Raw genomic sequence first — 22,479 nt, forward strand, 5'->3', positions numbered from 1 at the left:
GCGAGACCGCCAGCTGAGGATCGCGAGTCCTACGCCTTGAGCTCGGCGAGGAGCGCCGCGAACACCGGACGGGTCACATGCAAATGCGGCCCGTCCGGATCCTTGGAGTCACGAAGCCCCACCTCCGGCGCCAACCCCGCCACCTCAACGCACTCGCCACCCTCACCACTGGAGTAGCTCGCCTTTCGCCAGAGAGCAGCGGCTTCGACGCAGTCGCCACCTTCGCCGCCGGAGTAACTCGACTGCCGCCACATGGTGGCGACCTCGACGCATTGCCCTCCCTCCCCGCCGGAGTAGCTCGACTTACGCCACTTCACATCGAGATGGTTCACAGAGCCTCCATGAGCATCCGGATCAGCTTCTCGGTCTCGCCTACCGAGCGCGCTTCGCCGCGGGTCAGATCGAACGCTACCCGCATCCGATGAAGCGTCGTCGCGTCCGGAACGAGATGGCCGTACCCGAATCCGGCTTCCGTCCAGCCGACCGGACTCCCCTCGACATAGTTGAGCAGCGCGTAGCTACTGGACACCGATGCCCCCATGCCGTTCGGCACGGCTTCGATGGAGATGTTGGGGCGCTTGCCCATCTCGATCAGGTGTGCGAGCTGCGGTCGCATGACTTTCGCGCCTCCGATCAGCTCGCGCAGCACCGCTTCCCTGATCAGAACCACGAGCAAGGGAGGGTCGGTCTGATCGAGCAGTTCCTGCCGCCGCATGCGCGTCGCCACCGCCTGCTCAAGCTCGTGCCCCTCCATCATGCGACTCATGATTTCCCTGGCGTACCTCTCCGTCTGAAGCAGGCCAGGGACGAATGCGAGGTCGAAGGAGTAGATGATCGCGGCTTGCTCTTCCTGCACGATGTACTGGTCGAATCCTGCCGGGAGCTTCAGTTCGCGGTTGATCTGGCGGCACTGCTCCTTGAAGAAGTCCGCCCCGTACAACTGGTCGAGACGCTCGCTCATGTCTTCACCAGGCAGGCGGGTCCCGTTCTCGATCGCGGAGATGAGCTTGCCGGAGACGATGCAGGCGACTCCGACCTCGGCCTGGCTGTGCCCGGCCTCCTTCCGGTACTTCTTGAGCTTGTGCGCGTACAGCGCCCATGCGCTCGCCTGCGGGTCGAGGATGTGCGCTTTGGCGTGCTTGTCAGGCATGTCGCCGCCCCTCTTTGCTACATCGGCCTTGTGGCAGCTCACCCTCTTCCGGGCGGCGCGGAGCGCCGGGAGAGTAGTGGGCAGAACACGGTGAGTTCCCACTCCCTCAGCCCCGGAGGGTGCCGATGTGTGACGACACGACTCGCATCTGTGACCGTATATCGCAATCACCCGTCGAGAAAGTCCGTTTCACCAGGAGGACGAAACTTCTCGCGCTCGCGGGCGCGCTGGACGACATCGGCCTTCGGGCGCGGATCGTCGAGAACATCCTGAAGCCGACCGTCCTGCGGTGCTGGGACCCGGACACGATGGGCCGCACGCTCAGCGTGACGTGCGAGATGTCCGGGAGCGGCGCGCGCTGGCAGTTCTGGCTGCACCCGGGAGCGGTGGCGATCGGCGACGCCGAGGCCGTCCGCGATCCGGACGACGCGCTGGTGGCCGCGCACGCGGTCGCGGCGGAGCTGGCCCGATGGCACTGATCCTCCGGCCGTCCGATCTGGACGCGTGGCGGGCCCGCCGTCTGCTCGGGTGCCTCGCCCACGACCTGCGGAAACGCGGCTGGGCGGCCGATCGGCGCACGTCCGAGTTCCCGCCGGTGCTGCGCGTCCGCGCGCCGCGCGTGGCGTCGGTCGGCGACACGGTCACGGCCGTCCGGCACGTGGACGGCTGGTGGTTCCGGACGAGCGGCGGACGCAACATCGCGCACGCGACCGACACGGCGGCCGCCGCCGAGGCCATCGACGCCCTGCTGCGTCCCTGGCTGGGCACGACCGGCGCCCACGGGACGCGCGGCGCACATCGCCGGCGCTGATCCGGCGCCGAGTCAGCGGCGGCGATGCGCCGGCGCCGAGTCAGCGCCGTCCGGTTCGCGCGAACGACACGATCTCGCCGAGAGCGGGCTCGTACCCGTCGGACGTGTCGACGTCCAGCGTCGGCACGTCCATCTCGACGGGCGTGAACGGGCGGCCGACCGTCAGCGTGTGGTCGGCGTGCGCGCGCCGGTGCCCGTCCGCCTCCAGCCGGGCGGCGATCCGCTCCATGCGGACGGGTTCCGGCGCGTCACACCGGACGATCCGGACCTGCGCGAACTCGCGCATCGGTGTGAGGCGCGGATTCCAGACCCGGTCCTGGAACGCGGCCTCGGCGACGACCATGCTTCCCGCCTGCAGCAACACGCGCAGCACGGTGAAGAACGCGTCGAGCGCGCGCAGGGTCTCCGCGTCCCCCGGCTCCGGCCGGTAGTCGGCACGGCCCGCCACGATGCCCTGCTTGATCTCGTCCCGGATGATCGCCGGACACCCGAGGATCCTCGCCAGCTCGTGCGCCAGCGTCGTCTTCCCGGACCCGGCGGGCCCGCTCACCACCACCAGAGTTCCCACGCCCAGCAGGCTACGTCGGACATGCGCCGCGTCCCGCGCCGTCCCGCTGGACGCGCTGTTCGCGCAGGTCGCCGGGCATGTCGTCCCGGTGTTTCCCGCTCTCGTCCGGCACTCTGGCCCCACCCGCGGCGGGAGAGCCAAGCTCTGTCCCGGCGGCGCGATCGCGTCGCGGCACTCCCGCAGGAGGACACGACATGCGCAGCAAGAAGCTCTGGAAGGCCGGCACCGTGGGCCTGGCGACCGCGGCGTCCGCGCTCACCCTGGGGGCGGTGACCACTCCCGCCCACGCGGCGGCCCCGTCACCGACCGTCCACGCCCAGGGCGCCTGGCACACCTTCAAGAACGGGCACCAGTCGCACAAGCCGACCACGTCCTGGCACGGCTCGTACTACACCCGGCCCAACGGCGTCCGGATCATCCAGGTCAACGCCCGCTGCTGGGGCAACGACTCGACGCTCAAGGTCCGCCTCCGCTACTCCAACTCCCGCGTGGGCATCAGGACGGCGAAGTCCGGCCACTGGGCCTGCGACGGCCGGTACCGCACCGTCCGCATCCATAACGCGGGCGGGGAGCTGTACTGGCCGGACTTCCACGTCGACCACAAGCACACCATCGAATACTGGATGCAGTACTACAAGTAACCCGCCCCGTGCTGCGCTCCCTGGCCGGCCCCGAGCCAGGGAGCGCACGCATGCCCGGCAAGCGCGTTCACCAGCCACGGCTGCCCCTGGCTCGCCTCGAACGCCCGCTGTACGGCCGCCGCCTCGAACACCTGCCCGGTCGCCTCGGTGTGCTGGCCGTACAGCTCGGCGACCTCGTCCAGGCTGAAATCGCTGATGCGCAGCGACGCGACACTGATGTTGAACGGAACCGGCGTTCCGCTGCTCGATGAGCCCTCGTCCGAGACGACCGTGCAACGAGAAACGTCCCGTATCCCGCAGAGCGCGATCGAATGCGGGAACGGCATCGTGGGCGACGTCGCACCGTCACGGAGCTGCCGGAGCACCGTGCCGAGCGCGGACCCGGCCAACAGGTCAACCTCGTCGCAGAGCAGCACGAGCGGCAGCAAACTCTTCGCGGCCCAGGACGACAGCGCCCGGACCAACACGCGCGGGTAGGGAGCATCGGGCCAGGGGTCGGGCGGCAAGCATGCGTCGGGCAGTCCGTAGTCCTCGGCCGCGTCCCGCATGGCAGCGAGGAGGTGCCCGGGGATTGCGGCCACGTCCTCGACTCTGGCAGCGGTCTCCCAGGAGAAGCACAGGGCTGCGTACCTGCCGGTGGCGTTGAGCGCTTGGGCCAACAACGTCAGCAAGGTCGTCTTGCCGGACTGGCGAGGGCCATGCACCACGAAGTAACTGCCCTGCTCAGCCAGCCTTTGCGCTCGAGGAAGGCGAGCCAGCGGATCGAGCATGTAGTGCTTGCCCGGCACGCACGGGCCCGCCGTGTTGAACACCTTCACGTCAACTCTTCCACTCATGCACGCCCCTTCGACGGGGTCAGGCGCGGACGAGGGTGATCTTGCGTCCGGCGGGCGACTCGACGATCTCGGTCGTGGTGCGTTGCCCGACGGGCGGGGCGTTCTTGCGCCGGTCGAACACGATGAGGGTTCCGGTGTCGAGGCCGAGGCCGTCGAGGTAGCCGTCGAGTTGGGTGAGGCCGTCCGGGATCGGGTCGCCCGAGTCGCCGGTGCGGACCTTGAGCTCGTAGGCCGCCCACTGGATCGCCCGCTGACCGTTCTCATCGGTGTACGGCTTGCGGATGGTGAGGTCGAGCCGCTTGCGTCCCAGCGCGTACTCGCGGTCGATGAAACCGCCCCCGTTGACCGCTCGCTGGAGGAACGCCATGAACGCCAGGTGGCAGGCGGCCTCATGGTAGGTCCGATCGCTGTCGAGGATCTCGCCGTTGGCCTTCCAGAACGCGAGGAACTCGGCCAGCAGCTTGTCCACGTCGAGGCGTCCGTCCGGAAGCAGGAAGGCGCGGGGCTCCGCGTCGACGTTGACCGCAAGGAGCTGCGTCAGGACGCGGACGATCACTTCCTGGTAGATCGGGTTGGCGATCTGGAGTGGGAGTTCCTGCGTGACCAGACCCAGGTCACGCACATAGGACAGGTCGTCGTTGTAGATGAGGTCGGTCTGGATCGTCCCGCCCGTCAGCATCGGCTCGATGATCCGCCGCACGGAGGGCTCGGTCAGCCGCGCGACCAGCGAGTCCAGGTGGGTGGCGCGCTGGAGGATGAGGCGCTCGATGGCCTGGTCCATCACAGCATCGGTGATCGGCTCGGACGGCGGGACGCCCATATCGTTGACAATGTCCCTGGCCAGCGCGTTCACCAGCCAGGGCTGCCCTTGGGTGGCCTCGAACGCGCGCTGAACCGCCCGGCTCTCGAAGACCTGTCCGGTCGCCTCGGTGTGCTGGCCGTACAGCTCGGCGACCTTGTCGAAAGTCAGGTCTTCGACGCGCAGGGACGCGACGCTGATGTTGAACGGGCTCGCGGTGCCGAGGCGCGTCGGATCACCGCCGGATGCGGCCTTGTAATCCCGAACGTCGCACATGCCGCACAGGACGACCGAGTGGGGGAAGGGGGCGGGGCGCTCGGTGTAGCCGTCCCGTAGTTGCGCCAGGACGGTGATCAGGCTTCTTCCCGCGAGGGCGTCGATCTCGTCCAGGAGCAGCACCAGCGGGCGGGGGCAGGTCGCCGCCCATTCCTGGAGGGCGGCGTGAAGCATGAGGCCCGGGGGCGCGTCGGGCCACGTGTCCGGGAACTGGCAGTCGGACGGGAGGTCCGAGTAGTGCGCGGCCTTGCGCATGGCCCCGATCACGTTGTGCTGGGCGGCGATGTAGTCCTCGCCGTCCACCCTTGCGGCCTCGACCGAGAAGCGGAGTGCGGCGTAGGTGCCCGTCGCGTTCAGCTCCCGCGCCAAGGCCGCGAGGATCGTGGTCTTGCCGGACTGGCGGGGACCGTGGAGGACGAAGTACTTGCCCTCTTCGGCGAGGCGTCGGGCTTCGGGGAGACGGGCCAGGGGGTCGAGCATGTAGTGCTCGCCCGGGAGGCAGGGGCCTGTCGTGTTGAATGCCTTCACGCTTCGTACGCTATCGGTCACACAGCGCCTCTGTGGACGGTTCGGGCGTCAGGCGCGCCATTCGGAGGCGAGGAGGCCGTAGAGCTCGTCGTTGTGGAAGCGGCCGTTCGCCCACAGGGAGCTGCGGAGGGTTCCTTCGTGGGTGAAGCCGACGCGTTCGGCGGCGGTGCGCATGGCGATGTTGTCGGTGAGGGTTTCGAGGGCGATGCGGTGGAAGCCGCGGATCTCGAAGCCGTAGCGGCAGATCGTCCGGACGACGTCGGTGGACAGGCCGCGGCCTCGGTAGGCGGGGCGGAGCGTCATGCCGATGTGGGCGGAGCGGCTGTGCAGGTCGATGCCCCAGAGGACGGCCGCGCCCGCGAGTTCGCCGTCGGTGAGGTCCACGACCGAGAAGTCGGCGGCGGACGGGTCGTCCGGGTCGCGGACGGCGAACGGGGACGCTTCGGGGCCGATCGGGAGCCAGGGGCGCGTGTCGGCGCGGGAGCGCGTCTCGACGTCGTTGTAGAGCTCCTCGTGGAGGACGGGCACGTCCTCGGCGCGGCGGGCGCGCAGGCCGATCTTCTCGCCTTTGATCATGCTGCCTTGGTATCCGGCGCGGACGGCCGGGACAAGGGGTTTTCAGGGGATGCGCGCGAGGAGGACGCCGAGGATCTGGGTTCGCTGGACGTGACCGAAATGGCGGGAATCCCAGCTCGTCGGACGGTTGTCGCCTAGGACGACGATCGTGTCCCGCGGGACGGTCGTGTCGGCGAGGGACTTCACGTCCGGGTCGGCCCAGTCCTTCGGGAGGTGGTCGCCGGGGACGGCCACGGCGCGTTTCAGCAGGAGGGTGTCGTCCGGGACGGCGCGGAGCAAGGTGATCTGACCTCGGCGGACGCGGCGGGTCCGGCGGATGAGGACGCGGTCGCCGGAGCGCAGGGACGGTTCCATGCTCGTGCCGTCCACCGTGGTGAGGATCAACGTGCGGCGGACGGCGACCAAAGACGCGGCGGCGAGTGCGCCGAGGGCGAGGACGCGGCGGATCACGAGGTCGCCTCCTGGTAGCCGCCGGCCTGGAGGCGGAAGAGGCGGGCGTAGCCGCCGTCCGCCGCGAGGAGCGTGTCGTGCGTGCCCTCCTCGGCGACGCGGCCGTCCGCCAGGACGATCACCCGGTCGGCGTCGCGGACGGCGCTCAGCCGGTGCGAGATCAGCAGGCTGGTGCCGCCGCGGCGATGCTCGCGCATCAGCGTGTGGACCTCGTGCTCGGCCTCGGGGTCGAGGCCGGAGCTCGGCTCGTCCAGGATCATCAGGTCGCGGTTCTCGCGGACCAGCGCGCGGGCGAGGGCGAGGCGCTGCCACTGCCCGCCCGACAGCACGACCCCGGATGCCGGGCCGGAGTCGTCACCAAGGGCGAACATGCGGGTCAGCGGTGTGGCGTAGCCGTTGGGAAGGGCGGCCAAGCGGTCGTGCACGCCCGCGCGCCGGGCTGCGGCCTCAAGGCGCTCGTCGGTCGCGGTGAGGTCGCCGAGCGCGATGTTGTCGCGGGCGGACATCTCGTAGTTCATGTGGTCCTGGAAGACGGCGCTGATGCGGTCGCGGAGCTTTTCTGGCGGGATGTCGCGGATGTCCTCTCCGTCCCAGAGGATCTGGCCGCGGGTCGGGTCGTACATCCGGCAGAGCAGCTTGACCAGGGTGGTCTTGCCCGCGCCGTTGAGCCCGACCAGCGCGACCGCATGGCCGTGCGGGATCGTCAGGTCGAGGCCGGTGAACACCCACGGCAGGTCGTCGCCGTACCGGAACCAGACGTCGCGGAACTCGATGCCGCGGCGCAGCGGCGGCGCGTCGCCGGTCTCGGCGCGGGGCAGGTCGGACGGCGCGCGGACGACCGCGACGAAGTGCGTGAACGCCAGCAAACGCGCCTGACCACCCGAGACGGCGTTCGTCAGCGTCGCGAGGGCCGCCTGCACTCCGGCGACGGCCGCGAGGAACATCGCGACGTCGCCGACGCTGAGCGTGCCGTGCCGGGCCGCGTTCACCGCCCACCACAGGCCGGCCCCGGCGACGGCCGCGCCGAGCGCGGTGAGACCGCCCTCGGTGCGCAGTTCCCGCAGGTCCATGCGGCGGTCGGCGGCGTTCGCGGCGCGCCGCTCGGCCATCATCCGGCCGCGCAGGAACGCGCCGACGCCGAACAGCCGGATCTCGGTCGCGGCGGACGTGCCGGTGAGCAGCTGCCCGTAGAAGTACTCGCGGCGGTGGTGGTGCTCGATGCTCCACTCCATGGCCGTGCGCCGCCGGGTGAGCAGCGTCTCGGCGACGATCGCGGGAAGCGCGGCGGCCAGGACGATGCCCGTCATCGCCGGGCTGAGCACGAGCAGCGAGCCGAGGAAGCCCGTCAGGGACAGGACGCCGCCGAGCACGCCGCCGAAACCGTCCACGATCTCCGGGACGCGGCGGACGCCGTCCTGCGCCAGCCGCAGCCGGTCCTGGTAGGCGGGGTCCTCGAACGAGCGCAGGCCGACCTGGCGTTCGGCGGCGGCGAACAGGCGGTCGGTCCCCGCCAGGCTCGCGGCGCGTCCGATCTGGGCGCGCGCGTAGCGGACGGCGGCGGGCAGCGCGGCCGTCGCGAACCCGGCGGCGGCGAGACCGAGCGCGAGGACGCCGACCTCGCCGTGGCCGCCGGTCAGCCGGTCGATCACCAGCTTGGTCAGCCAGGCCGTCGCGATCGGCGCGGCGGACCCGGCGACCGTCATGACCAGGAACACCGGCACCTCGACGGGCGCGGCCCGGCAGATCAGCGCGATCGCCTCGGCGGCCGACGCGCGCAGCGCCCGCGCGCCGAACCGCCGCTCACCGTGGTCCTCCGGAGCGGTCACGGTCAGTTCCCGGCCGCCGGGACGGGCCGGCCTGGCTGGACGTGCGGGGGCAGGACGTGCAGGGGCAGCTCGTCCAGGCGCGCGCCGGTCCCGGCGACGCGGCCGTCCTCGCCGAGGAGGTAGAGCGCGGGCGTCCAGGTGTTCTGGAACGCGTGCGCGACGGGGCCGCCGTCCAGTTCGGCGCGGATCACGCGCGCGACCGGTTCCAGCGCGGCCACGGTGTCGGGCTCGTCGCCGCCGACGACGGCGAGGACGTTGCCGCGGCCGAGCGTGCGGGCCCGCTCGACGAAGCTCGGCAGCAGGACGTGGCAGCCTTCGCAGTTCGCGGAGAAGAACGCGACGACGCCCGCCGCCGTCTCGCGCGTCACGGGGTCGCCGTCGGTCGTGACGGCGCTGAAATCGCCGACAGGGGAACCGGGCTTGAGGGTGAACAGGTCGCCCGGGCCGGGGTTGGTGCGGGGACCGCCGGCGGCGGCGTCCGCCCGCATCCGGCGCAGAATGCCGACGGTCAGTAGGAGATTCAACACGGAAAGCGCGCCGAACAGCACGACGGCGGCCACCACGAAAGGCATTTCAACTCCCCGCGAAAAGGTCGAAGATTTCGTCGAAGGACACGAGAAGGATCGCGCCGATGATTCCCGCCGCAGCGGCCACCGCCATTCCGGGCGGGGCCGGAAGAGCGCCCGGTGCGAGCGCGCCCGCGGCGGCGGTGAGGAAAAGCAGCGCGTTGCGGACGAGATGGCGCGGCCCGACCGGCGCGGCGGACGCGCCGAAACAGCGGCACGGGGTGCGCCGTCCGCGCCGCAACGCCGACGCGATGGCCACGTTGAACGCGGTGAGCAGCAGCGCCGCCAGCACGAACCCGGCCCGCGCCGTCCCGGGGACGAGGAGCAGCACCGGGATCGCCGCCTCGGCCGCGACCACGCCCGCCGCGATCCGCCGCGCGACCGGCTCTCCGAGCGGCCGGCCGGACGGGCTGCGGGACGGCCGACCGCGCGGCTCGGTGAGCGGCTCGGTGAGCGGCTCGGTGAGCGGTCGGGCGGGCGGGCGAAGCGTGCTGGGCCACGCGGGGGCGAGGGCGGCCACCGACCGGGCGAAACCCGGCAGGTCACGGGCTTTGGCCACCGCCGACACCGCGAACACCAGGCCGACCAGGCTGAGGCAGCCGACGTGCAGGTACTCCATCCGGGCCTCCTCCGGACCTCCTCCGGACGTCTTCCGGACCTCGTCCGGCGCGCCGGGCGGGACGCGGCGCCACGTCCCGCCCGGCCGTGCTCAGGCCGCAGTCATGCCTGCCGCTGCGTCGGCATGCCTGCGCGCGGCGGGCTCACCTCGAACCCGCCGGGGCGTCAGCAGCTGCTGCGGATGAAGGTCCACTGGCAGCCGCTGTCCAGGCAGCAGAAGCGGTACCAGTAGCCGGAGTGGCCGTTGGCGTTGCAGAAGTAGGTGCCGCTGCAGGCGGAGGCGGACGCCTTGGGCACGATGCGGTCCAGGACGCGGTCGACGAGTCGGCTCATGACAACTCCCTCTTTCGCGAAGTCCGCCGAGAATTCTCCGGAAAGCCGCTGGACGCCGACCGTGCGCGCGCAGGGTTTGCGGCCGGACGCCACTTTTCCCGGAAAACTCCCGGACTTTGGGGCACGCCCAGTATCATCGCGCGCCCCTCGATTTCCGCAAGGCCCCGGAAGGGCGGCCATCTTCATTTGTGAGGTCATGCCGAACGGGTTCGCGCGGTTGATCAAGTTTGCTGGTTTGCGCAGAGAATCATGACCTCGGCCCGCCCGCATGCGGAGTTGGAACGCGACAGCCGGTGAGCGGCGGGGCGTGCCGCGGTTCAGGTGGAGGCCGGAGGGAGACCGAAGAGAGGGAGGCACGGCGCCAGACCGTCGAACTCGACGGGGACGGGCGGGACCCAGTCGGCGCGGTGCAGGCGCATGCGGCGGCCCTCGACGCGCTCGCCCCGGACGATGTGCCGTTCCACGCCGTCCGGGCGGTAGCCGAGCTTGCGCGAGACGCGCAAGGACGCCTCGTTGTGCGCGTGGGCGCTGGAAACGGCCTCCAGAGCGTCCAGCCCGGCGAACGCCAGGTGCAGGACGGCGGCGCGCATCTCGCTGCCGATGCCCTGCCCGTGGAACCTGCGGCCGACCCACGACCCGCTGCCCACCTCACGCAACACCGGAAAATCCTTCGCGGTGAGGGCCTGCACCCCGACGGGCTCGCCGTCGAGCAGGACGGCGAGCTCGAGGTTCCAGTCATCTGGTCGCCACTCGCCCAGCTTCCGCCAGTGCCGCTGCACCACGTAACGGGCGACTTCGGCGGGCGGTGCCTCCGTCCAGGGATGCAGGAACGGCATCGCGCCCGGCTCGTGGACGCCCGCGACGGCCAGCTCCGCGAGGGCCGCGAGCTGCTCGTCGGTGGGCAGCCGCAGCTCCAGCCGAGGCGTGCGGACCCGCAGGGACAGCAGCGGAAAATGATCACTCAACATGCGCCCCATCCTGACCGCCACCCCCGCCCCGGACCACCCGAATCCCAGACACCCCGCACCTCGCCCCGCGCCCTCGCCCGCGCCCCGCGGCCCACTCTCACCCTGCGGCCCACTCTCGCCCCGCGGCACGGCCTCACCCCACGGCACGGCCTCACCCCACGGCACGGCCTCACCCCACGGCCCCTCTGGCCCCGCGGCACGGTCTGGCCCCGCGGCATAAGCTTGCCGCGGGGGCTGGTCTCGCCGTGGAGGTCGTTCTTGTTCGGCGTTGCGCCGGGTGCTGGGCGGGGAGGTTCTCGACGGGCGGCTCAGTCGGTGCAGGGGCGGGGGCGGAGCATCGGCGGGCGGAGCTGCTCGGCGTCGCCCCGGGTGTACAGCTGCGCCGGACGGCCTCCGTCGCGGGTCGTCGTCCGGCCCGTCGGGATCAGGAAGCGGTCGGCGCCGGTGACCTTGCGGTGGAAGTTGCGCGGGTCGAGCGGGGTGCCCCACACGATCTCGTACACGCGGCGCAGCTCGGCGACCGTGAACTCCGGTGGCGCGAACGCGGCGGCGAGCGAGGTGTACTCCAGCTTCGCGCGGGCCCGTTCCACGCCGTCCAGGAGGATGCGGCGGTGGTCGAACGCGGCGCGGTCGTGGTTGACCAGCTCGTCCACCGGCTTCCAGAGCACCTGGGCGCGGCTGGAGGCGGGCAGGTCGGGGGCGAGGCCGAGGTAGGCGACGCTGACGACGCGCTGGCGGGGGTCGCGGTCCGGGTAACCGTAGGTGGCGAGCTGCTCCAGGTGGATGCGGACGTCGGCGAGGCCGGCGCGCTCGGCCATCAGCCGGGACGCGGCGACCGGCAGGTCCTCATCGAGCTGGATGAACCCGCCGGGCAGCGACCACGCCCCGTCGTAGGGATCCCGGTCCCGCCGCCACACCAGCGCGCTCAGCCTCTGCTCCCGGACGGTGAGCACGACGAGATCGACGGAGACGGCGAGCCGGGGCACGGACATGCCACGAACGTTATCCGGGTCACGCGCCGGGTGGGACCTTCTCCCGCGTCCGCCCGGCCCGGTGACGGGAGGGCGGGTTCGGGGACGGGCGAGGCCCGGACGCCGAGGTGGCGGTCCGGGCCTCGCGGAACGGTCGGGTCGTCGTGCGGCGGTCAGGCCTGCGGGGTGTCGTTCGCCTTGGCGGGGCCGGCCAGCGACGGGGTCGCGCCGTTCTCCGACTGGACGGGCCGGTCCTTGGCGGACGGTCCGCCCGCGGCCCCCGACAGCAGGCTGCGCGCCAGGCCGAGGCCCGCCCCGCCGAGGGTGAGGGCCTTGGTGAGCATGTCCTCGACGCCTTCCGCGCCGTTCAGCACGACCATGTTGTCCACGTTGCCGAAGACGCCCGCGCCCGCCTCGACGATCTCCGGCCAGCGCTCGGCGAGCTGCTGGGCGATGACCGCCTCGGTGTTCTCCGACAGGGCCTGCGCGCGGGCCTTGATGGCGTCCGCCTCGGCGAGACCCTTGTTGCGGATCGCCTCGGCCTGGGCCTCACCGAGGAGGCGGGTGGCCTCCGCCTCGCGCTGCGCCTTCAGCTGCGTCTCGGTCGCGGCCGCCTGCGCGTGCGCGACGCGCTCCTCGCGCTCGGCCTGGGCCAGCTTGACCCGCTCGTACGCGCGCGCGTCGGCGGGCTTGCGGATCTGGCTCTCCAGCAGCTTCTCGGTGCGCTCGGCCTCCAGCTCGGCGTTGCGGGTCTCCTTGAGGATGACGTCCTGCTTCGCCTGCTGCTCGGCCTGCTTCACCTGGCCCTCGTACTCGGCCTTCTTGATCTCGGTGTCGCGGATGACGGCGGCGTTCTGCCGCGCGGCCTCCTGCTCGCGCTCGGTGGCCTCGCGGTCCCGCTCGGCCTCGGCGATGCGGGCGGACGAGGCGACGGCGGCGGCGTGCGGGCGGCCGAGGTTGCTGATGTAGCCGGTCGCGTCCTCGATCTCCTGGATCTGGAGGGAGTCGACGACCAGGCCGAGCTTGCTCATCTCGTCGGCGGCCGACAGCCGCGTCTCGCTGGTCAGCCGCTCGCGGTTGAGGATCAGGTCCTCGACGGTGAGGCCGCCGATGATCGAGCGCAGGTGGCCGGTGAACAGCTCGTGGATGGCGCCGTCCATCGACTTCTGCTGGTCCAGGAAGCGGCGGGACGCGTTGGCGATGGAGACCAGGTCGTCCCCGACCTTGTAGATCACCACGCCCTTGACCTGCACCGGAATGCCCTGCTGGGTGACGCAGTGCACTTCCAGGGTGGCGCTGCGGATGTCCAGCCGGAGCCGGCGCGCGACCTGGAAGCCGGGCATCACCATGGTGCCCTTGCCGGTGACGATCTTGAACCCGAGGCTGTCCAGCCCGTTGACCGGCTTGGACCGGGCCCCGAGGCCCGAGATGATCAGCGCTTCGTTGGGCTCGGCGACCCGCCAGATCATCTTGAACAGGACGATGAGAACGATGATGGCGATGACGACCGCGACCGCCACGATGACCACTGGCATCCGCCCCTCCAACCGACCCGGCCGCGAGGGCCGGGGCAGCGACACCGCCGGGGAGCCTTTTCGTCCGGTTTCCGGCGTCGCTGACGACTAGACGGCGGGGACCCCCGCTCGGTTCCCCCGAACCGAAGCTACCTTGCGAAACGTCCGCATCCGGCCGATGGCGAAAGGCGGACGGCCAGGGTCGTGTGACCGGCAGGTCAGGCGAGCGCGCGAGCCACGTAGACGGTCCGCGGCGGGTGGTACTCGACGACCACCACGATCGCGCCCACCTCGATCTCCTCCGTCGCGTCGACCGGATGGGCGTAGAAGGCCTCCGCGCCGCCGCGGACGGGGATGATGACCTCGCCGACGAGCCGCGGGCCGATCCGCCCGGTGACCCGCCCCTCCTTGCCGATCAAGCCGTCCCCCGTCCGCCCGGTGCTCGCGCCGTCGCCTGCACGCTATCCGGCGGACGGTCACGGGAGGTAGTGCTCGGCGCGGTCGTAGGCCTGGCGGGCGAGCTGCTCGGCCTCGTCGCGGGTGGCGTTCGGGCCGAACAGGCTGACGGTGGCGACGCTGTGGCGGGCGCGCAGCACGACGTACCAGGCCTTGGTGGTCGAGTTCCCGCTGATCGTGCTGACGCCGACGGTGCGCGAACCCTGGCCGATCGTCCCGCCGGGGGCCTCGGTGACGCGATGGTCGGACCACTGCGTCCCGACGCGGGTGCGGAACGCCGCGCACTCGGCCGGGACGCGCAGCGCGAGCTGGCGCTGGGCCGCCTCGTCCGACATGCCCATGAGGGTCTCGGTGACGACCTGGCCGTCCCCCCGGTTGAAGCTGGTCAGCGCGGCCGGGGCGGACTTGTCCACCGGAACGTGCGCCCCGGCGGCGTTGGCGCAGCGCGGCTTGTCCAGGACGACCTGCCGCTGGAGCTGGCCGAGGTTCTGGATGCCCTTCAGCGTCCCGTACTCGCCCGAATCCGGTTCGCCTACGCGCTGGTAGCCGCTGACGTCGGCGAGCAGGGCCTGCTTGAGCTGGTCGGACGTGTAGCCGGTCAGCGCGAGCGCGGCCCGTCCGTTCCCGCCCGCGCCCCGCGATCCGCCACCGCCGCCACCTCCGCATCCCGCGAGGGCGACCGCCGCCACCACGACCAATGCCATCCCCCGAAACGCGGAACGGCGCACCGGACGGCGCACCGGACGGCGCACCGGACGGCGCACCGGGCCACGCGCCAACCCGCGCGCCCGGCCCTGCGCCGGGACCCGTACCGGGTTCTGCACCGGGCCACGTGCCGGGCGACCAACGTGCGGGAGCGGCATGCGGGAGGACATGTCCGCGACCTTACGGGGCGTCCGGGCCGGAACCGCCCGGACGACACGCCGGCGGACGAGCCGGACCGCGCCCGCGCTTTCAGATCGGTCGTTTCGGGTAGTTCCACTACCGAGCGTGACTTATTCGTCACAAGACTTACGGGGGAAGGTAAGGATGTTCCGCAAACTCCTGGTCCCGCCACTTCTGCTGGCGCTGGTGCTCTTCGCGCCCGTCGCGTGCCGGAACAACTCCAAGAACGCGTCGGTCTCCGGCTCGTCCCAGGGCACGACGCCCATGCCGGGAACGACCGGCGGCGAGTCCGGATCGCCGGGCGGGCAGTCGGGATCGCCGGGCGGGGAGTCGCCCGGCGTCTGCCCGAGCAAGGCCACCAAGAAGTTCGCCAAGACCCGCTTCGTCGGGGACGCGGGCCTCGCGTTCGGGGCCTTCCACCGCTGGATCTACAAGCCGTACAAGGCCGGGACGTTCAAGTCGGGCGCGGACGGGCGCAAGAAGGCGATCGTCAAGGCGGCCGCGGCCGGCGCGTTCTCGGTCAACCGCCTCAACGCCGCGCGCAAGATGGTGAACGCGGACCCGACGCTGTGCGGCGCGCTCAAGAAGCCGCTCGACTCGCTCTGGAACAGCCTGTCCGGGCTCACCGGCAAGCTGAAGTCGGGCAACGCCGACCCGTCCGAGATCGGCTCGATCGGCGGCGCGATCGACTCGTTCCGGCAGCAGGCGGGCAAGAACGGCGCCGACATCAAGGACAAGAACCCGCCGAACTTCTAACGGACGCCAGCGCGAGCGCCCGCGTCCACCTCGACGCGACCGCCGACGCGGGCGCAGGAGCGCGCGGGCGGCGGCATCGGCGTCAGTACGGGCTTCGAAGCGGGCGCTGGCGCGGGCCGCGGCGTCCGCCTCGGCGCGGGCGTCGGAGCGGGCGGGGCGGCGCGGGCGTCAGCACGGGATTCGGAGCGGGCGGGCGGCGCGGGCGGGGGCGGGGTTCGGGTGGGTGTCAGCCGGCCTGGGAGTGGTCGTTGTAGCCGCCCGCGTAGTCCTGGCCGGACAGCTTCTGGATGTGCTGGACGATCTCGTCGGTGATGAGGCGGCGGGCTTTGGCGGGCGGCAGGTCGCGGTACTGCGAGAAGTCGAGCGGCTCGCCGATGCGGACGGTCGGGCGGGGGCCGAGGAACCGGGGCATCGGCGCGCCGATCGGCTGGATCTTTTCGGTGCCGGCGAGGCCGACCGGCAGGACGCGCGCGCCGGACTCCAGGACGAGCCAGCCGACGCCGGTGCGGCCGCGGTAGAGCCGTCCGTCGCGGGACCGGGTGCCCTCGGGGTAGATCGCGAACGCGCCGCTGTGCGCGAGGATCTCGACGGCCTGCTCCAGGGCGCCCATCGCGGCGCGCTGCGCGCCGCGCCGCACCGGGACGTGCCCGAGCGTCGTGAGGAACCACTTCACGAACCGTCCCTTGACGCCCCGCTGCTCGAAGTAGTCGGCCTTGGCGATGTAGGTGACGGGGCGCGGGACGGCGAGCGGGATGATGAAGCTGTCGATGAACGACAGGTGGTTGCTGGCCACGATGAGGGGCCCGTACTTCGGGACGTTCTCCGCGCCCTCGATACGGGGCCGGAACAGCAGACGCAGGATGGGCGCGACGATTCGCGTCATGAACGTGTAGAACACCCGGCCTCCCGAATTCGGCACCGCAACTGTAACGCCGGAGCCGTTCCCGGCACGCCGCGGAGCACTTCCCGTTCGCCGGTCCGACGTCCAGGCGGACGCCCCAGCCGCAGGTCAGAGTACCGAGGATGGCGGAATTCGGGTAATTCACCCGTCCCGGAGGCTACTTTTCAGTAGGTTTCTGGTGAGTAGGTTTCCCCGTTCCGGCCCGCCGCCGATAACGCGAATAGGCCGCGATACCACAGGATGGACGAGAGTCCCATCCGACCCCCATTCACGCGCCCGTGGAACGCCGGAGGGCCCGTCCGACCCCGGGTGCGCGGGATCGGACGGGCCCCTGTGACACGGCCCGGAAGGCCGGTGCGACGCGCGCTAGCGGCGGACGCCCAGCGCGCGGGTGATGGTGCCGAACAGGTCGGTCTGGTTGGTCACGCCGACCACGTTCGCGGCCTGCGGGCCCTGGGCGGCGATGCGCACCTGGGTGCCGGTGTGCTCCTGCGACTCGCCGGCCGGGTTGGTGGCGTAGTTGATCTTCATCGGGGCGCCCTCGTCGGTGACCAGGGTCGCGGTCTGGCCGGGGCTCTTGGCGTCCAGCGGGATGATCTGGCTCGTGTGGCCGTGGTCGGCGGTGGTCACCACGAGGGTGTCCGGGTGCCGCCGGGCGTAGTCCATGGCCAGCTTGACGGCCTTGTCGAACTCGACCGTCTCGCCGATCTGGCCGCACGGGTCGGCGGCGTGGTCGCGCTTGTCGATCGAGGCGCCCTCGATCTGGAGGAAGAAGCCCTTGCGGGAGCGGCGGGTCTGGTCGTCCAGGACCGACAGCGCCTTGCTCGCCATCTGGGTCAGGTGCGGGCCGCTGAACTGCGCGTTCGGGGCGCAGCGGGACGGCTCGGTGCCGCCGACCTTGGCGCCTGGACCGGTCCACTCCTGCGGCATGTTGCCGTCGGCGAACAGGCCGAGCAGGCGTCCGTCGCGGCCGGGACGCGCCGCCTGGAGGCCGCTGGCGTCGGTCACGACGTCGTAGCCCGCGGCCTTGGCCTGGTCGATGACCGTCCGGCCCTGGAACCGGCCGGCCTTGACCGTCTGCGTCCAGCGGGCCTTGCCGCCGCCGAGGTAGACGTCCGCGCCGGTCTGCACCTGCTGCTCGACGATGGAGCCCGCGCCGCCGTTCTCCTTGGCGTTGGTCGGGCACGCCTTCATGTCCGCCGGGCCCTGGCAGGAGCGGTCGGTCACGTGCGCGGCGAGGACGGCCGGGGTGGCGTCGCTCAGCTCGGCGGTCGTGACGTCGCCGGTGCGGAACCCGGCGCTCTTGGCGAGCTCCAGGATCGTCCGCTGCGGGCGGCCGTCCGGCGTCACCGAGATCGCGCCGTTGTAGGTCTTGTGACCCGTCGCCCAGCCCGAACCGGACGCCGCCGAGTCGGTGACGTAGTCGGGCAGGTTCGGGTGGTCCTTCTGGAGCGCGTAGGTGGTGTACGCGCCGGTCAGCGGCAGCCGGTCCATGTTCAGGCGGCCGTTCGCGCCCTTGCTGTAGTTGCGGGCGATGGTGATCTCCGAGTCGCCCATGCCGTCACCGATCAGCAGGATGACGTTGCGCGCCTTCCCGCCCTGGATCGCGTGCCGGACGTCGCCCGTCCGGTCGCCGTTCCACGCGTTGGCCGCTCCCGACGCCACGACGGTCGTCGCGGCTCCCGCCGCGAGCGTGATCGCGGCGAGACGCCGCAGCTTTCCAGCCGAAGACACCGGCTGACCTCCCCTTTGTTTCGGACAGTCGAAGCGGGGTAATGCGATCAGCCGCAGATGAGCGTTCTGCCCGTTCCAGGTGGACGGGACGTGAACGATCCAGGACCCGCCGCACCGGTTATGGGCGCGGGACCGGCGACGACGCGGCCTGACCCATTCTCGCGAGCCACTTGGAAAGCCGCCGGTGGTGCGCGATGGTGGGAACCCCGAGCGTGCTCGGCCGGTTCCGGGCGTGGGGCGCGTCACGACCCGGCCGTGCCGTCCGGGGTGGCCGCTTGCTCTCGTCAGGAGGGGTGGGGGGACGAGCATGGACTTCGACGTGAACCTCATGCGCCATGACCGCTGCACGCTGGTGCGCGTCCAGGGCGAGATCGACGTGGTGACCCGGCCCGCGCTGGAGAAGACCCTGACGGACGTCATCGACATCGGCCAGCCCCTGGTCGTGGACATGCGCCATGTCACCTTCTGCGACTCCAGCGGGCTGAACGCCGTCGTCGGCGCGAACCGCCGCGCCTCCGAGCGGTCGATCGGCTTCGCCCTGGTGGCGCTGCCGCCGCGGGTCCGCCGCGTGTTCAAGATCACTGGGGTGGACCAGTACATCCCGATCTACGACACCCTCCGCGAGGCCACCGAAGCCGTCAGCTCCTGACCCGCCACGAGGCCCGGGCCGTCCCCGGCGGGGGACGGGCCGTCCCCGCGGGCGGCGGGCCGTCCCCGCGAGCGGCGGGCCGTCCCCGCGAGCGGCGGGCCGTCCCGGCGGGGGGCGGCGGCGGGCGGCTGCGCGCCCGGGAGCAGGAGCTTCGGGTCAGGAGCAGCCCTCGAACTGGGGGACGCTCGCCGACAGCCGGGCGCCGGTGTTGGCGAACCAGCGGCTCAGGAAGCGCTGCGCCGAGCCGTCCTGGTACATGCCGGTGAGGATGCGGTTGACGGCCTCGCAGCCCGCGAGGTCGCCCTTGCGCAGGCCGATGCCGTACTTCTCGTCGGTGAAGGGCGCGCCGATGATGTGCACGTCCGAGCGGCCCGCGGCGAAGCCCGCGAGGATCAGGTCGTCGGTGGAGAAGGCGTCGATCTTGTTGTCGACCAGCAGGGGCATGCAGGCGCCGTAGCTCTCGGCCGGCACCGGGTCGGCCTTAATGCTCTGCTCCTCGGTGATGCGCTTCCACGAGTTGGATCCCTTGACCGCGCAGATCCGCTTGTGGGCGAGGTCGTGGACGCTTCTGATGGACGAGTCGCTCGTGCGCACGAGCGTGTCCTGGTGCGCGACGTAGTAGGGGCCCGCGAAGGTGACCTGCGTCTTGCGCGCGGGGGTGATCGAGTACGTGGCGACGACCATGTCCACCGCGCCGTCCTGGAGGACCTTCTCGCGAACGGACGACGGCGTGGTCTTGAACGTGATCCGCGACGCCGGAACGCCGAGCTTGCGCGCGACGTACGTCGCCACGTCCACGTCGAAGCCCTGGTAGTGGCCGTCGACGATCTTGCCGAGCCCCGGCTGGTCGCCCTTGACGCCGATGACCAGCGAGTGCCGGTGCAGGATCGAGTGCTCCTGCGCCGAGCTCAGCGAGCACCCGGCGAGCGCCGCCGGCACGCACGCCACCAGCACCGCGAGCCCCGCCACGCGCACGCGTCCCGCCACGCGCACAGGCCGCATCGCGCGCCCGCGTCCCACCGCGCGCACAGGCCGCATCGCGCGCACGCGTGCCGCTGCGCGCAGGCGGCGTGCTGTCTGCGAGCGTCGCCAGGGGTTGGACGGCATCGTCAGATCCTTCCGAACTCGGCGAGCCGCGGGCGGACGCCCACCAGCACCAGGGCGGCGATCACGACGGCGGCGGCGGGCGGCACGACCTTCCAGCCGGACAGGCCGCCGTCGGCGTCGCGGATCGCGCGGTCGAACGCGGCGCTGTGGGTGCCCGACAGGGAGCGCAGCGCCTCGTCGTAGGCGTCGAAGTCGCGGATGCTCGACGAGCCGAGCCCCATCCGGAAGCCGATCGCGGCGTTCCGGTTCCCCGACTGGGCGAACTGCCGCATCGTCTTGTCGTTGTTCAGGACGGTCGCGTACGCGCGCAGCACGCGGGCGAGCGCGTTGCTCTCGGTGCCCTTGCGGACCTGCCGCGCCTCGTCCCCGAGCAACCCGAGGAACGCGGAGCGGTTGTCGGGTCGGTACGTCATCGCGGCGTTTCCGGCCAGGTCGTAATAGGTCTTCAGGTTGGCGGGCTTCCCGGCCGGATCGACCCAGAGGATCGCCGACACCTTGTCGAGGTAGTTCTGCTCGTAGGTGTCGGCGCGGCCGGGGTCGAGGAGGTAGCGGGACTCGTCTGCGAACGCGCTGTGGCTGATCGCGCGCGCCCGGGACATCGTCAGGACGGAGTCGAAGCCGTCCCGCTTGGCGCGCAGCAGGTGCCCGGCCTGCGCGTTCAGCAGCCCGACGCCGACCGCGACCAGCGCGACCGTCGCGACCGTGGCGAGCGCGAGGCCGGGGTTCAGCAGCCGCCGGAACTCGCGCGCCATCGCGAGCTGCCCGCCCACCAGCACGAGCAGCGCCACCAGCCCCGCGGCGAGCACCCAGTACCGGCCGTCCAGGACGCTCGTCCGCTTCTCCTGGTAGGACTGCCGGACGGTCGCGCCGCTGTCCAGCGTCAGGTTGTACGCCTTCGGCAGCAGTTCCAGCTTCATCAGGTCCGACGCCTGCCGGTAGGTGTCGACCACCGGCTGCGGCAGCTCGCCGGGCGCGTGCTGGGCCTGCTCGTTCAGCGTCAGCGCCTTGCCGACGAGCCGCTGGTACTGGCCGAGCCCGTCGATGACCTCCTGGACGGTCTGCCTGCGGTCCTGGTCCTTCCCGGCGAGCTGCGCGGCCTGCACTGCGGCGCCGCCCGCCGCCGACCGCGCCTGCTCGTAGCGCCGCATCGACTCGTCCCGGCCGATGCCGAGCGAGGTGTCCCGGCCGATCAGCAGGATGTCGGCGACCTGCGCGTCCATGTCGCTGAGCGCGAAGTACAGGTTCCCGGTCGCGACGACCTGCGGGCCCGCGTCGTGGCCGATCGTCTGCACGCCCTGCCTGGCGTCCCGGACGGAGAACGCGAGCGTCAGCGCCAGCACGGCGACGGCCAGCAGCGCCAGGACCGTCCAGCCGCGGATCCGGCCCGGCACGGTCTTCAGCCATCGCCCGCGCACGAGCGTGACCAGGCGCCCGCGCCGCCGTTCGAGGGGACGCCCGCCGCGCCTCGCCGGAGCCGTGGTCGGGACGGCCGGTTGCCGTGTCGGCGTCGTCATCCCGGCCACCTCCGCGTCGTCATCCCGGCCACCTTCGCATCGTCATGCCGGCCACCTTCGCGTCGTCATCCAGGCCGCCTTCGCGTCGTCATGCCAGGGCCCTCCCCATCGTCGCGGCCGCGCACGCGTGCGGGCGTCCTCGCGCGGCCGGGTCCGAGCGCCCGAAGCACACCATCGGGGTCATTCCGGGCTCCTCAGGGTGATCGTCGTCCACGCGCCGACGTGGACGCGGTCGCCGTCCTTCACCGGCACCGGGACGTTCACCGGGATCGGTTCGAGATCGTCGTTCAGCGTCGTGCCGTTCGCGGAACCGGGATCGACGAGCGTCCACGAGCCGTCCGGCTGGGCGAGCAGGACGGCGTGCAGGCGCGAGACGCCCGGGTCCTCGGGCGGGACGGACAGGTCGATCTCCGGCTCGATCCGGCGCGACGCGCTGCGCCGCCCGATCCTGACGCGCTCCCCCGCCAGCGTGATCAGCCGGTCCGGGCAGTACGGCGGGAACGCGATCTGGCCGGCGTCCGGGCCGCCCAGCTTGAGGACGGCGTCGAAGTAGGCGCGGTCGGCCGTGACCACCGCCGTCCAGGTGCGGGCGCGGGGCGGATCGCCGCCTCCCGGCCCGAACCGCTCGGCGAAGATCGGCAGGTCGCACGTCGCCTCGCCGGCGTCCGGCGGACCGGGCGGCACGGACGGCACGAGCGGCACGCCGAACGCCGCCGGACGCTCGGCCTGCCTTCCGGTGTCGAAGTCGTACCCGTCCTCCTCGCAGAACCGGCCGGACTTGCGTGTCCCGCACACCGGGCAGAGCACCGCCCCCGCCTCGGGGTGCGGACTCTCCGCCCCGCCCTCGCGCTGCGCGCCTCCCGCGCCGCCGCCACCCTGCGCGCCTCCCGCGCCTGCTGCGCCGCCGTCACGGTGCGCGCCTGCCGGGCCGCCCTCGCGCGTGAACTCCAGGCGCGGCGCCGACTCGGCGCGCGAGCCGCACGTGTCGCAGAACTCGTCGCCCGGAGCCAGTTCCGCCGCGCACACGCTGCACTTGGCCACGACCG

Annotated in this window: 26 protein-coding genes; 5 read left to right on the top strand and 21 right to left on the bottom strand. The window is 71.9% G+C overall.

Features of this window, described 5'->3' with window-relative positions; genetic code table 11:
* Positions 1-29: 29 nt before the first annotated feature.
* Together ACFPCY_RS34650 and ACFPCY_RS34655 are read right to left on the bottom strand one after the other, a co-directional pair.
* The gene (locus ACFPCY_RS34650) at positions 30-332 is read right to left on the bottom strand and encodes a DUF397 domain-containing protein (RefSeq protein ID WP_378262437.1); all 303 of its coding nucleotides are present in this window, start codon (positions 330-332) and stop codon (positions 30-32) included.
* Positions 329-1,150 carry a helix-turn-helix domain-containing protein gene (locus ACFPCY_RS34655; protein ID WP_378262439.1) on the bottom strand — a complete coding sequence of 274 codons (822 nt, stop codon included), beginning with the start codon at positions 1,148-1,150 and terminating at the stop codon, positions 329-331. Before ACFPCY_RS34655 ends, ACFPCY_RS34650 begins: the two co-directional genes overlap by 4 nt.
* A 125-nt stretch (positions 1,151-1,275) precedes the next feature.
* On the opposite strand from ACFPCY_RS34655, the gene ACFPCY_RS34660 reads away from it, so the two are divergent.
* Positions 1,276-1,629 carry a hypothetical protein gene (locus ACFPCY_RS34660; RefSeq protein ID WP_378262441.1) on the top strand — a complete coding sequence of 118 codons (354 nt, stop codon included), beginning with the start codon at positions 1,276-1,278 and terminating at the stop codon, positions 1,627-1,629.
* A complete protein-coding gene (locus ACFPCY_RS34665; protein ID WP_378262443.1) occupies positions 1,620-1,961 on the top strand; it encodes a hypothetical protein in 342 nt (113 codons plus the stop codon). Before ACFPCY_RS34660 ends, ACFPCY_RS34665 begins: the two co-directional genes overlap by 10 nt.
* A gap of 40 nt (positions 1,962-2,001) precedes the next feature.
* Here the strand turns inward: ACFPCY_RS34665 and ACFPCY_RS34670 are convergent, their stop codons facing one another.
* Positions 2,002-2,529 (bottom strand): P-loop nucleotide/nucleoside kinase family protein, encoded by a 528-nt coding sequence (locus ACFPCY_RS34670; protein ID WP_378262445.1) that lies wholly within the window; start codon positions 2,527-2,529, stop codon positions 2,002-2,004.
* 194 nt (positions 2,530-2,723) lie between these two features.
* Between ACFPCY_RS34670 and ACFPCY_RS34675 the strand changes: the two genes are divergently transcribed.
* Positions 2,724-3,170: a hypothetical protein gene (locus ACFPCY_RS34675; protein ID WP_378262447.1), complete on the top strand. Its 447-nt coding sequence runs from the start codon at positions 2,724-2,726 to the stop codon at positions 3,168-3,170.
* Here the strand turns inward: ACFPCY_RS34675 and ACFPCY_RS34680 are convergent.
* The 13 genes from ACFPCY_RS34680 to ACFPCY_RS34740 form a co-directional block, all read right to left on the bottom strand.
* Positions 3,161-3,988, bottom strand: a complete 828-nt coding sequence (locus tag ACFPCY_RS34680) for a hypothetical protein (protein WP_378262449.1) — start codon at positions 3,986-3,988, stop codon at positions 3,161-3,163. The genes ACFPCY_RS34675 and ACFPCY_RS34680 overlap by 10 nt on opposite strands.
* Positions 3,989-4,025: 37 nt before the next feature.
* Positions 4,026-5,609 carry an ATP-binding protein gene (locus ACFPCY_RS34685; protein ID WP_378262451.1) on the bottom strand — a complete coding sequence of 528 codons (1,584 nt, stop codon included), beginning with the start codon at positions 5,607-5,609 and terminating at the stop codon, positions 4,026-4,028.
* 48 nt (positions 5,610-5,657) lie between these two features.
* Positions 5,658-6,185, bottom strand: coding sequence for a GNAT family N-acetyltransferase (locus tag ACFPCY_RS34690; RefSeq protein ID WP_378262453.1), 528 nt, complete (start codon positions 6,183-6,185; stop codon positions 5,658-5,660).
* 42 nt (positions 6,186-6,227) lie between these two features.
* Complete coding sequence (locus ACFPCY_RS34695) at positions 6,228-6,635, bottom strand: S26 family signal peptidase (RefSeq protein ID WP_378262456.1); 408 nt, start codon at positions 6,633-6,635, stop codon at positions 6,228-6,230.
* A complete protein-coding gene (locus ACFPCY_RS34700; RefSeq protein WP_378262458.1) occupies positions 6,632-8,461 on the bottom strand; it encodes an ABC transporter ATP-binding protein in 1,830 nt (609 codons plus the stop codon). Before ACFPCY_RS34700 ends, ACFPCY_RS34695 begins: the two co-directional genes overlap by 4 nt.
* Before the next feature lie 2 nt (positions 8,462-8,463).
* A complete protein-coding gene (locus ACFPCY_RS34705; RefSeq protein ID WP_378262460.1) occupies positions 8,464-9,033 on the bottom strand; it encodes a peroxiredoxin family protein in 570 nt (189 codons plus the stop codon).
* Between the two features lies 1 nt (position 9,034).
* On the bottom strand, positions 9,035-9,646 hold the full coding sequence (locus ACFPCY_RS34710; protein WP_378262462.1) for a MauE/DoxX family redox-associated membrane protein: 612 nt from the start codon (positions 9,644-9,646) through the stop codon (positions 9,035-9,037).
* A 164-nt stretch (positions 9,647-9,810) separates the two neighbouring features.
* Positions 9,811-9,978: a hypothetical protein gene (locus tag ACFPCY_RS34715; RefSeq protein WP_378262464.1), complete on the bottom strand. Its 168-nt coding sequence runs from the start codon at positions 9,976-9,978 to the stop codon at positions 9,811-9,813.
* 317 nt (positions 9,979-10,295) lie between these two features.
* On the bottom strand, positions 10,296-10,946 hold the full coding sequence (locus tag ACFPCY_RS34720; RefSeq protein ID WP_378262466.1) for a GNAT family N-acetyltransferase: 651 nt from the start codon (positions 10,944-10,946) through the stop codon (positions 10,296-10,298).
* Positions 10,947-11,254: 308 nt separating this feature from the next.
* Positions 11,255-11,938, bottom strand: a complete 684-nt coding sequence (locus ACFPCY_RS34725) for an NUDIX hydrolase (protein WP_378262468.1) — start codon at positions 11,936-11,938, stop codon at positions 11,255-11,257.
* 152 nt (positions 11,939-12,090) lie between these two features.
* The gene (locus ACFPCY_RS34730; RefSeq protein ID WP_378262470.1) at positions 12,091-13,452 is read right to left on the bottom strand and encodes a flotillin family protein; all 1,362 of its coding nucleotides are present in this window, start codon (positions 13,450-13,452) and stop codon (positions 12,091-12,093) included.
* A 197-nt stretch (positions 13,453-13,649) separates the two neighbouring features.
* Entirely contained in the window at positions 13,650-13,850 is a 201-nt protein-coding gene (locus ACFPCY_RS34735) for a hypothetical protein (RefSeq protein ID WP_378262472.1), read from the bottom strand.
* A 57-nt stretch (positions 13,851-13,907) separates the two neighbouring features.
* Complete coding sequence (locus tag ACFPCY_RS34740; RefSeq protein ID WP_378262474.1) at positions 13,908-14,591, bottom strand: hypothetical protein; 684 nt, start codon at positions 14,589-14,591, stop codon at positions 13,908-13,910.
* Positions 14,592-14,916: 325 nt separating this feature from the next.
* On the opposite strand from ACFPCY_RS34740, the gene ACFPCY_RS34745 reads away from it, so the two are divergent.
* Positions 14,917-15,528: a hypothetical protein gene (locus ACFPCY_RS34745; protein ID WP_378262476.1), complete on the top strand. Its 612-nt coding sequence runs from the start codon at positions 14,917-14,919 to the stop codon at positions 15,526-15,528.
* 226 nt (positions 15,529-15,754) lie between these two features.
* On the opposite strand, the gene ACFPCY_RS34750 is transcribed toward ACFPCY_RS34745, so the two are convergent.
* Positions 15,755-16,426: a lysophospholipid acyltransferase family protein gene (locus ACFPCY_RS34750; protein WP_378262703.1), complete on the bottom strand. Its 672-nt coding sequence runs from the start codon at positions 16,424-16,426 to the stop codon at positions 15,755-15,757.
* Positions 16,427-16,795: 369 nt separating this feature from the next.
* Positions 16,796-18,163: an alkaline phosphatase gene (gene phoA / locus ACFPCY_RS34755; protein ID WP_378262478.1), complete on the bottom strand. Its 1,368-nt coding sequence runs from the start codon at positions 18,161-18,163 to the stop codon at positions 16,796-16,798.
* A gap of 307 nt (positions 18,164-18,470) precedes the next feature.
* On the opposite strand from phoA, the gene ACFPCY_RS34760 reads away from it, so the two are divergent.
* A complete protein-coding gene (locus ACFPCY_RS34760) occupies positions 18,471-18,812 on the top strand; it encodes an STAS domain-containing protein (protein ID WP_378262480.1) in 342 nt (113 codons plus the stop codon).
* A 156-nt stretch (positions 18,813-18,968) separates the two neighbouring features.
* Here the strand turns inward: ACFPCY_RS34760 and ACFPCY_RS34765 are convergent, their stop codons facing one another.
* The 3 genes from ACFPCY_RS34765 to ACFPCY_RS34775 form a co-directional block, all read right to left on the bottom strand.
* Positions 18,969-19,799 carry a glutamate ABC transporter substrate-binding protein gene (locus ACFPCY_RS34765; RefSeq protein WP_378262482.1) on the bottom strand — a complete coding sequence of 277 codons (831 nt, stop codon included), beginning with the start codon at positions 19,797-19,799 and terminating at the stop codon, positions 18,969-18,971.
* Positions 19,800-19,921: 122 nt separating this feature from the next.
* Positions 19,922-21,433, bottom strand: a complete 1,512-nt coding sequence (locus ACFPCY_RS34770) for a hypothetical protein (protein ID WP_378262484.1) — start codon at positions 21,431-21,433, stop codon at positions 19,922-19,924.
* Between the two features lie 180 nt (positions 21,434-21,613).
* Positions 21,614-22,474, bottom strand: coding sequence for an FHA domain-containing protein (locus tag ACFPCY_RS34775; protein ID WP_378262486.1), 861 nt, complete (start codon positions 22,472-22,474; stop codon positions 21,614-21,616).
* Positions 22,475-22,479: the final 5 nt, after the last annotated feature.

Origin of the sequence: Actinomadura gamaensis (assembly GCF_042652125.1) — a bacterium.
GTDB classification, from domain to species: Bacteria; Actinomycetota; Actinomycetes; order Streptosporangiales; family Streptosporangiaceae; genus Spirillospora; species Spirillospora gamaensis.

Excerpts from the sequence above, each read along its gene's own strand:
- ACFPCY_RS34745 (WP_378262476.1), top strand. The coding sequence starts at position 14,917 with ATGTTCCGCAAACTCCTGGTCCCGCCACTTCTGCTGGCGCTGGTGCTC.
- ACFPCY_RS34730 (WP_378262470.1), bottom strand. The coding sequence starts at position 13,452 with ATGCCAGTGGTCATCGTGGCGGTCGCGGTCGTCATCGCCATCATCGTT.
- ACFPCY_RS34660 (WP_378262441.1), top strand. The coding sequence starts at position 1,276 with ATGTGTGACGACACGACTCGCATCTGTGACCGTATATCGCAATCACCC.
- ACFPCY_RS34655 (WP_378262439.1), bottom strand. The coding sequence starts at position 1,150 with ATGCCTGACAAGCACGCCAAAGCGCACATCCTCGACCCGCAGGCGAGC.
- ACFPCY_RS34665 (WP_378262443.1), top strand. The coding sequence starts at position 1,620 with ATGGCACTGATCCTCCGGCCGTCCGATCTGGACGCGTGGCGGGCCCGC.
- ACFPCY_RS34725 (WP_378262468.1), bottom strand. The coding sequence starts at position 11,938 with ATGTCCGTGCCCCGGCTCGCCGTCTCCGTCGATCTCGTCGTGCTCACC.
- ACFPCY_RS34710 (WP_378262462.1), bottom strand. The coding sequence starts at position 9,646 with ATGGAGTACCTGCACGTCGGCTGCCTCAGCCTGGTCGGCCTGGTGTTC.
- ACFPCY_RS34760 (WP_378262480.1), top strand. The coding sequence starts at position 18,471 with ATGGACTTCGACGTGAACCTCATGCGCCATGACCGCTGCACGCTGGTG.
- ACFPCY_RS34715 (WP_378262464.1), bottom strand. The coding sequence starts at position 9,978 with ATGAGCCGACTCGTCGACCGCGTCCTGGACCGCATCGTGCCCAAGGCG.
- ACFPCY_RS34705 (WP_378262460.1), bottom strand. The coding sequence starts at position 9,033 with ATGCCTTTCGTGGTGGCCGCCGTCGTGCTGTTCGGCGCGCTTTCCGTG.
- ACFPCY_RS34720 (WP_378262466.1), bottom strand. The coding sequence starts at position 10,946 with ATGTTGAGTGATCATTTTCCGCTGCTGTCCCTGCGGGTCCGCACGCCT.
- ACFPCY_RS34740 (WP_378262474.1), bottom strand. The coding sequence starts at position 14,591 with ATGGCATTGGTCGTGGTGGCGGCGGTCGCCCTCGCGGGATGCGGAGGT.
- ACFPCY_RS34675 (WP_378262447.1), top strand. The coding sequence starts at position 2,724 with ATGCGCAGCAAGAAGCTCTGGAAGGCCGGCACCGTGGGCCTGGCGACC.
- ACFPCY_RS34690 (WP_378262453.1), bottom strand. The coding sequence starts at position 6,185 with ATGATCAAAGGCGAGAAGATCGGCCTGCGCGCCCGCCGCGCCGAGGAC.
- ACFPCY_RS34770 (WP_378262484.1), bottom strand. The coding sequence starts at position 21,433 with ATGACGACGCCGACACGGCAACCGGCCGTCCCGACCACGGCTCCGGCG.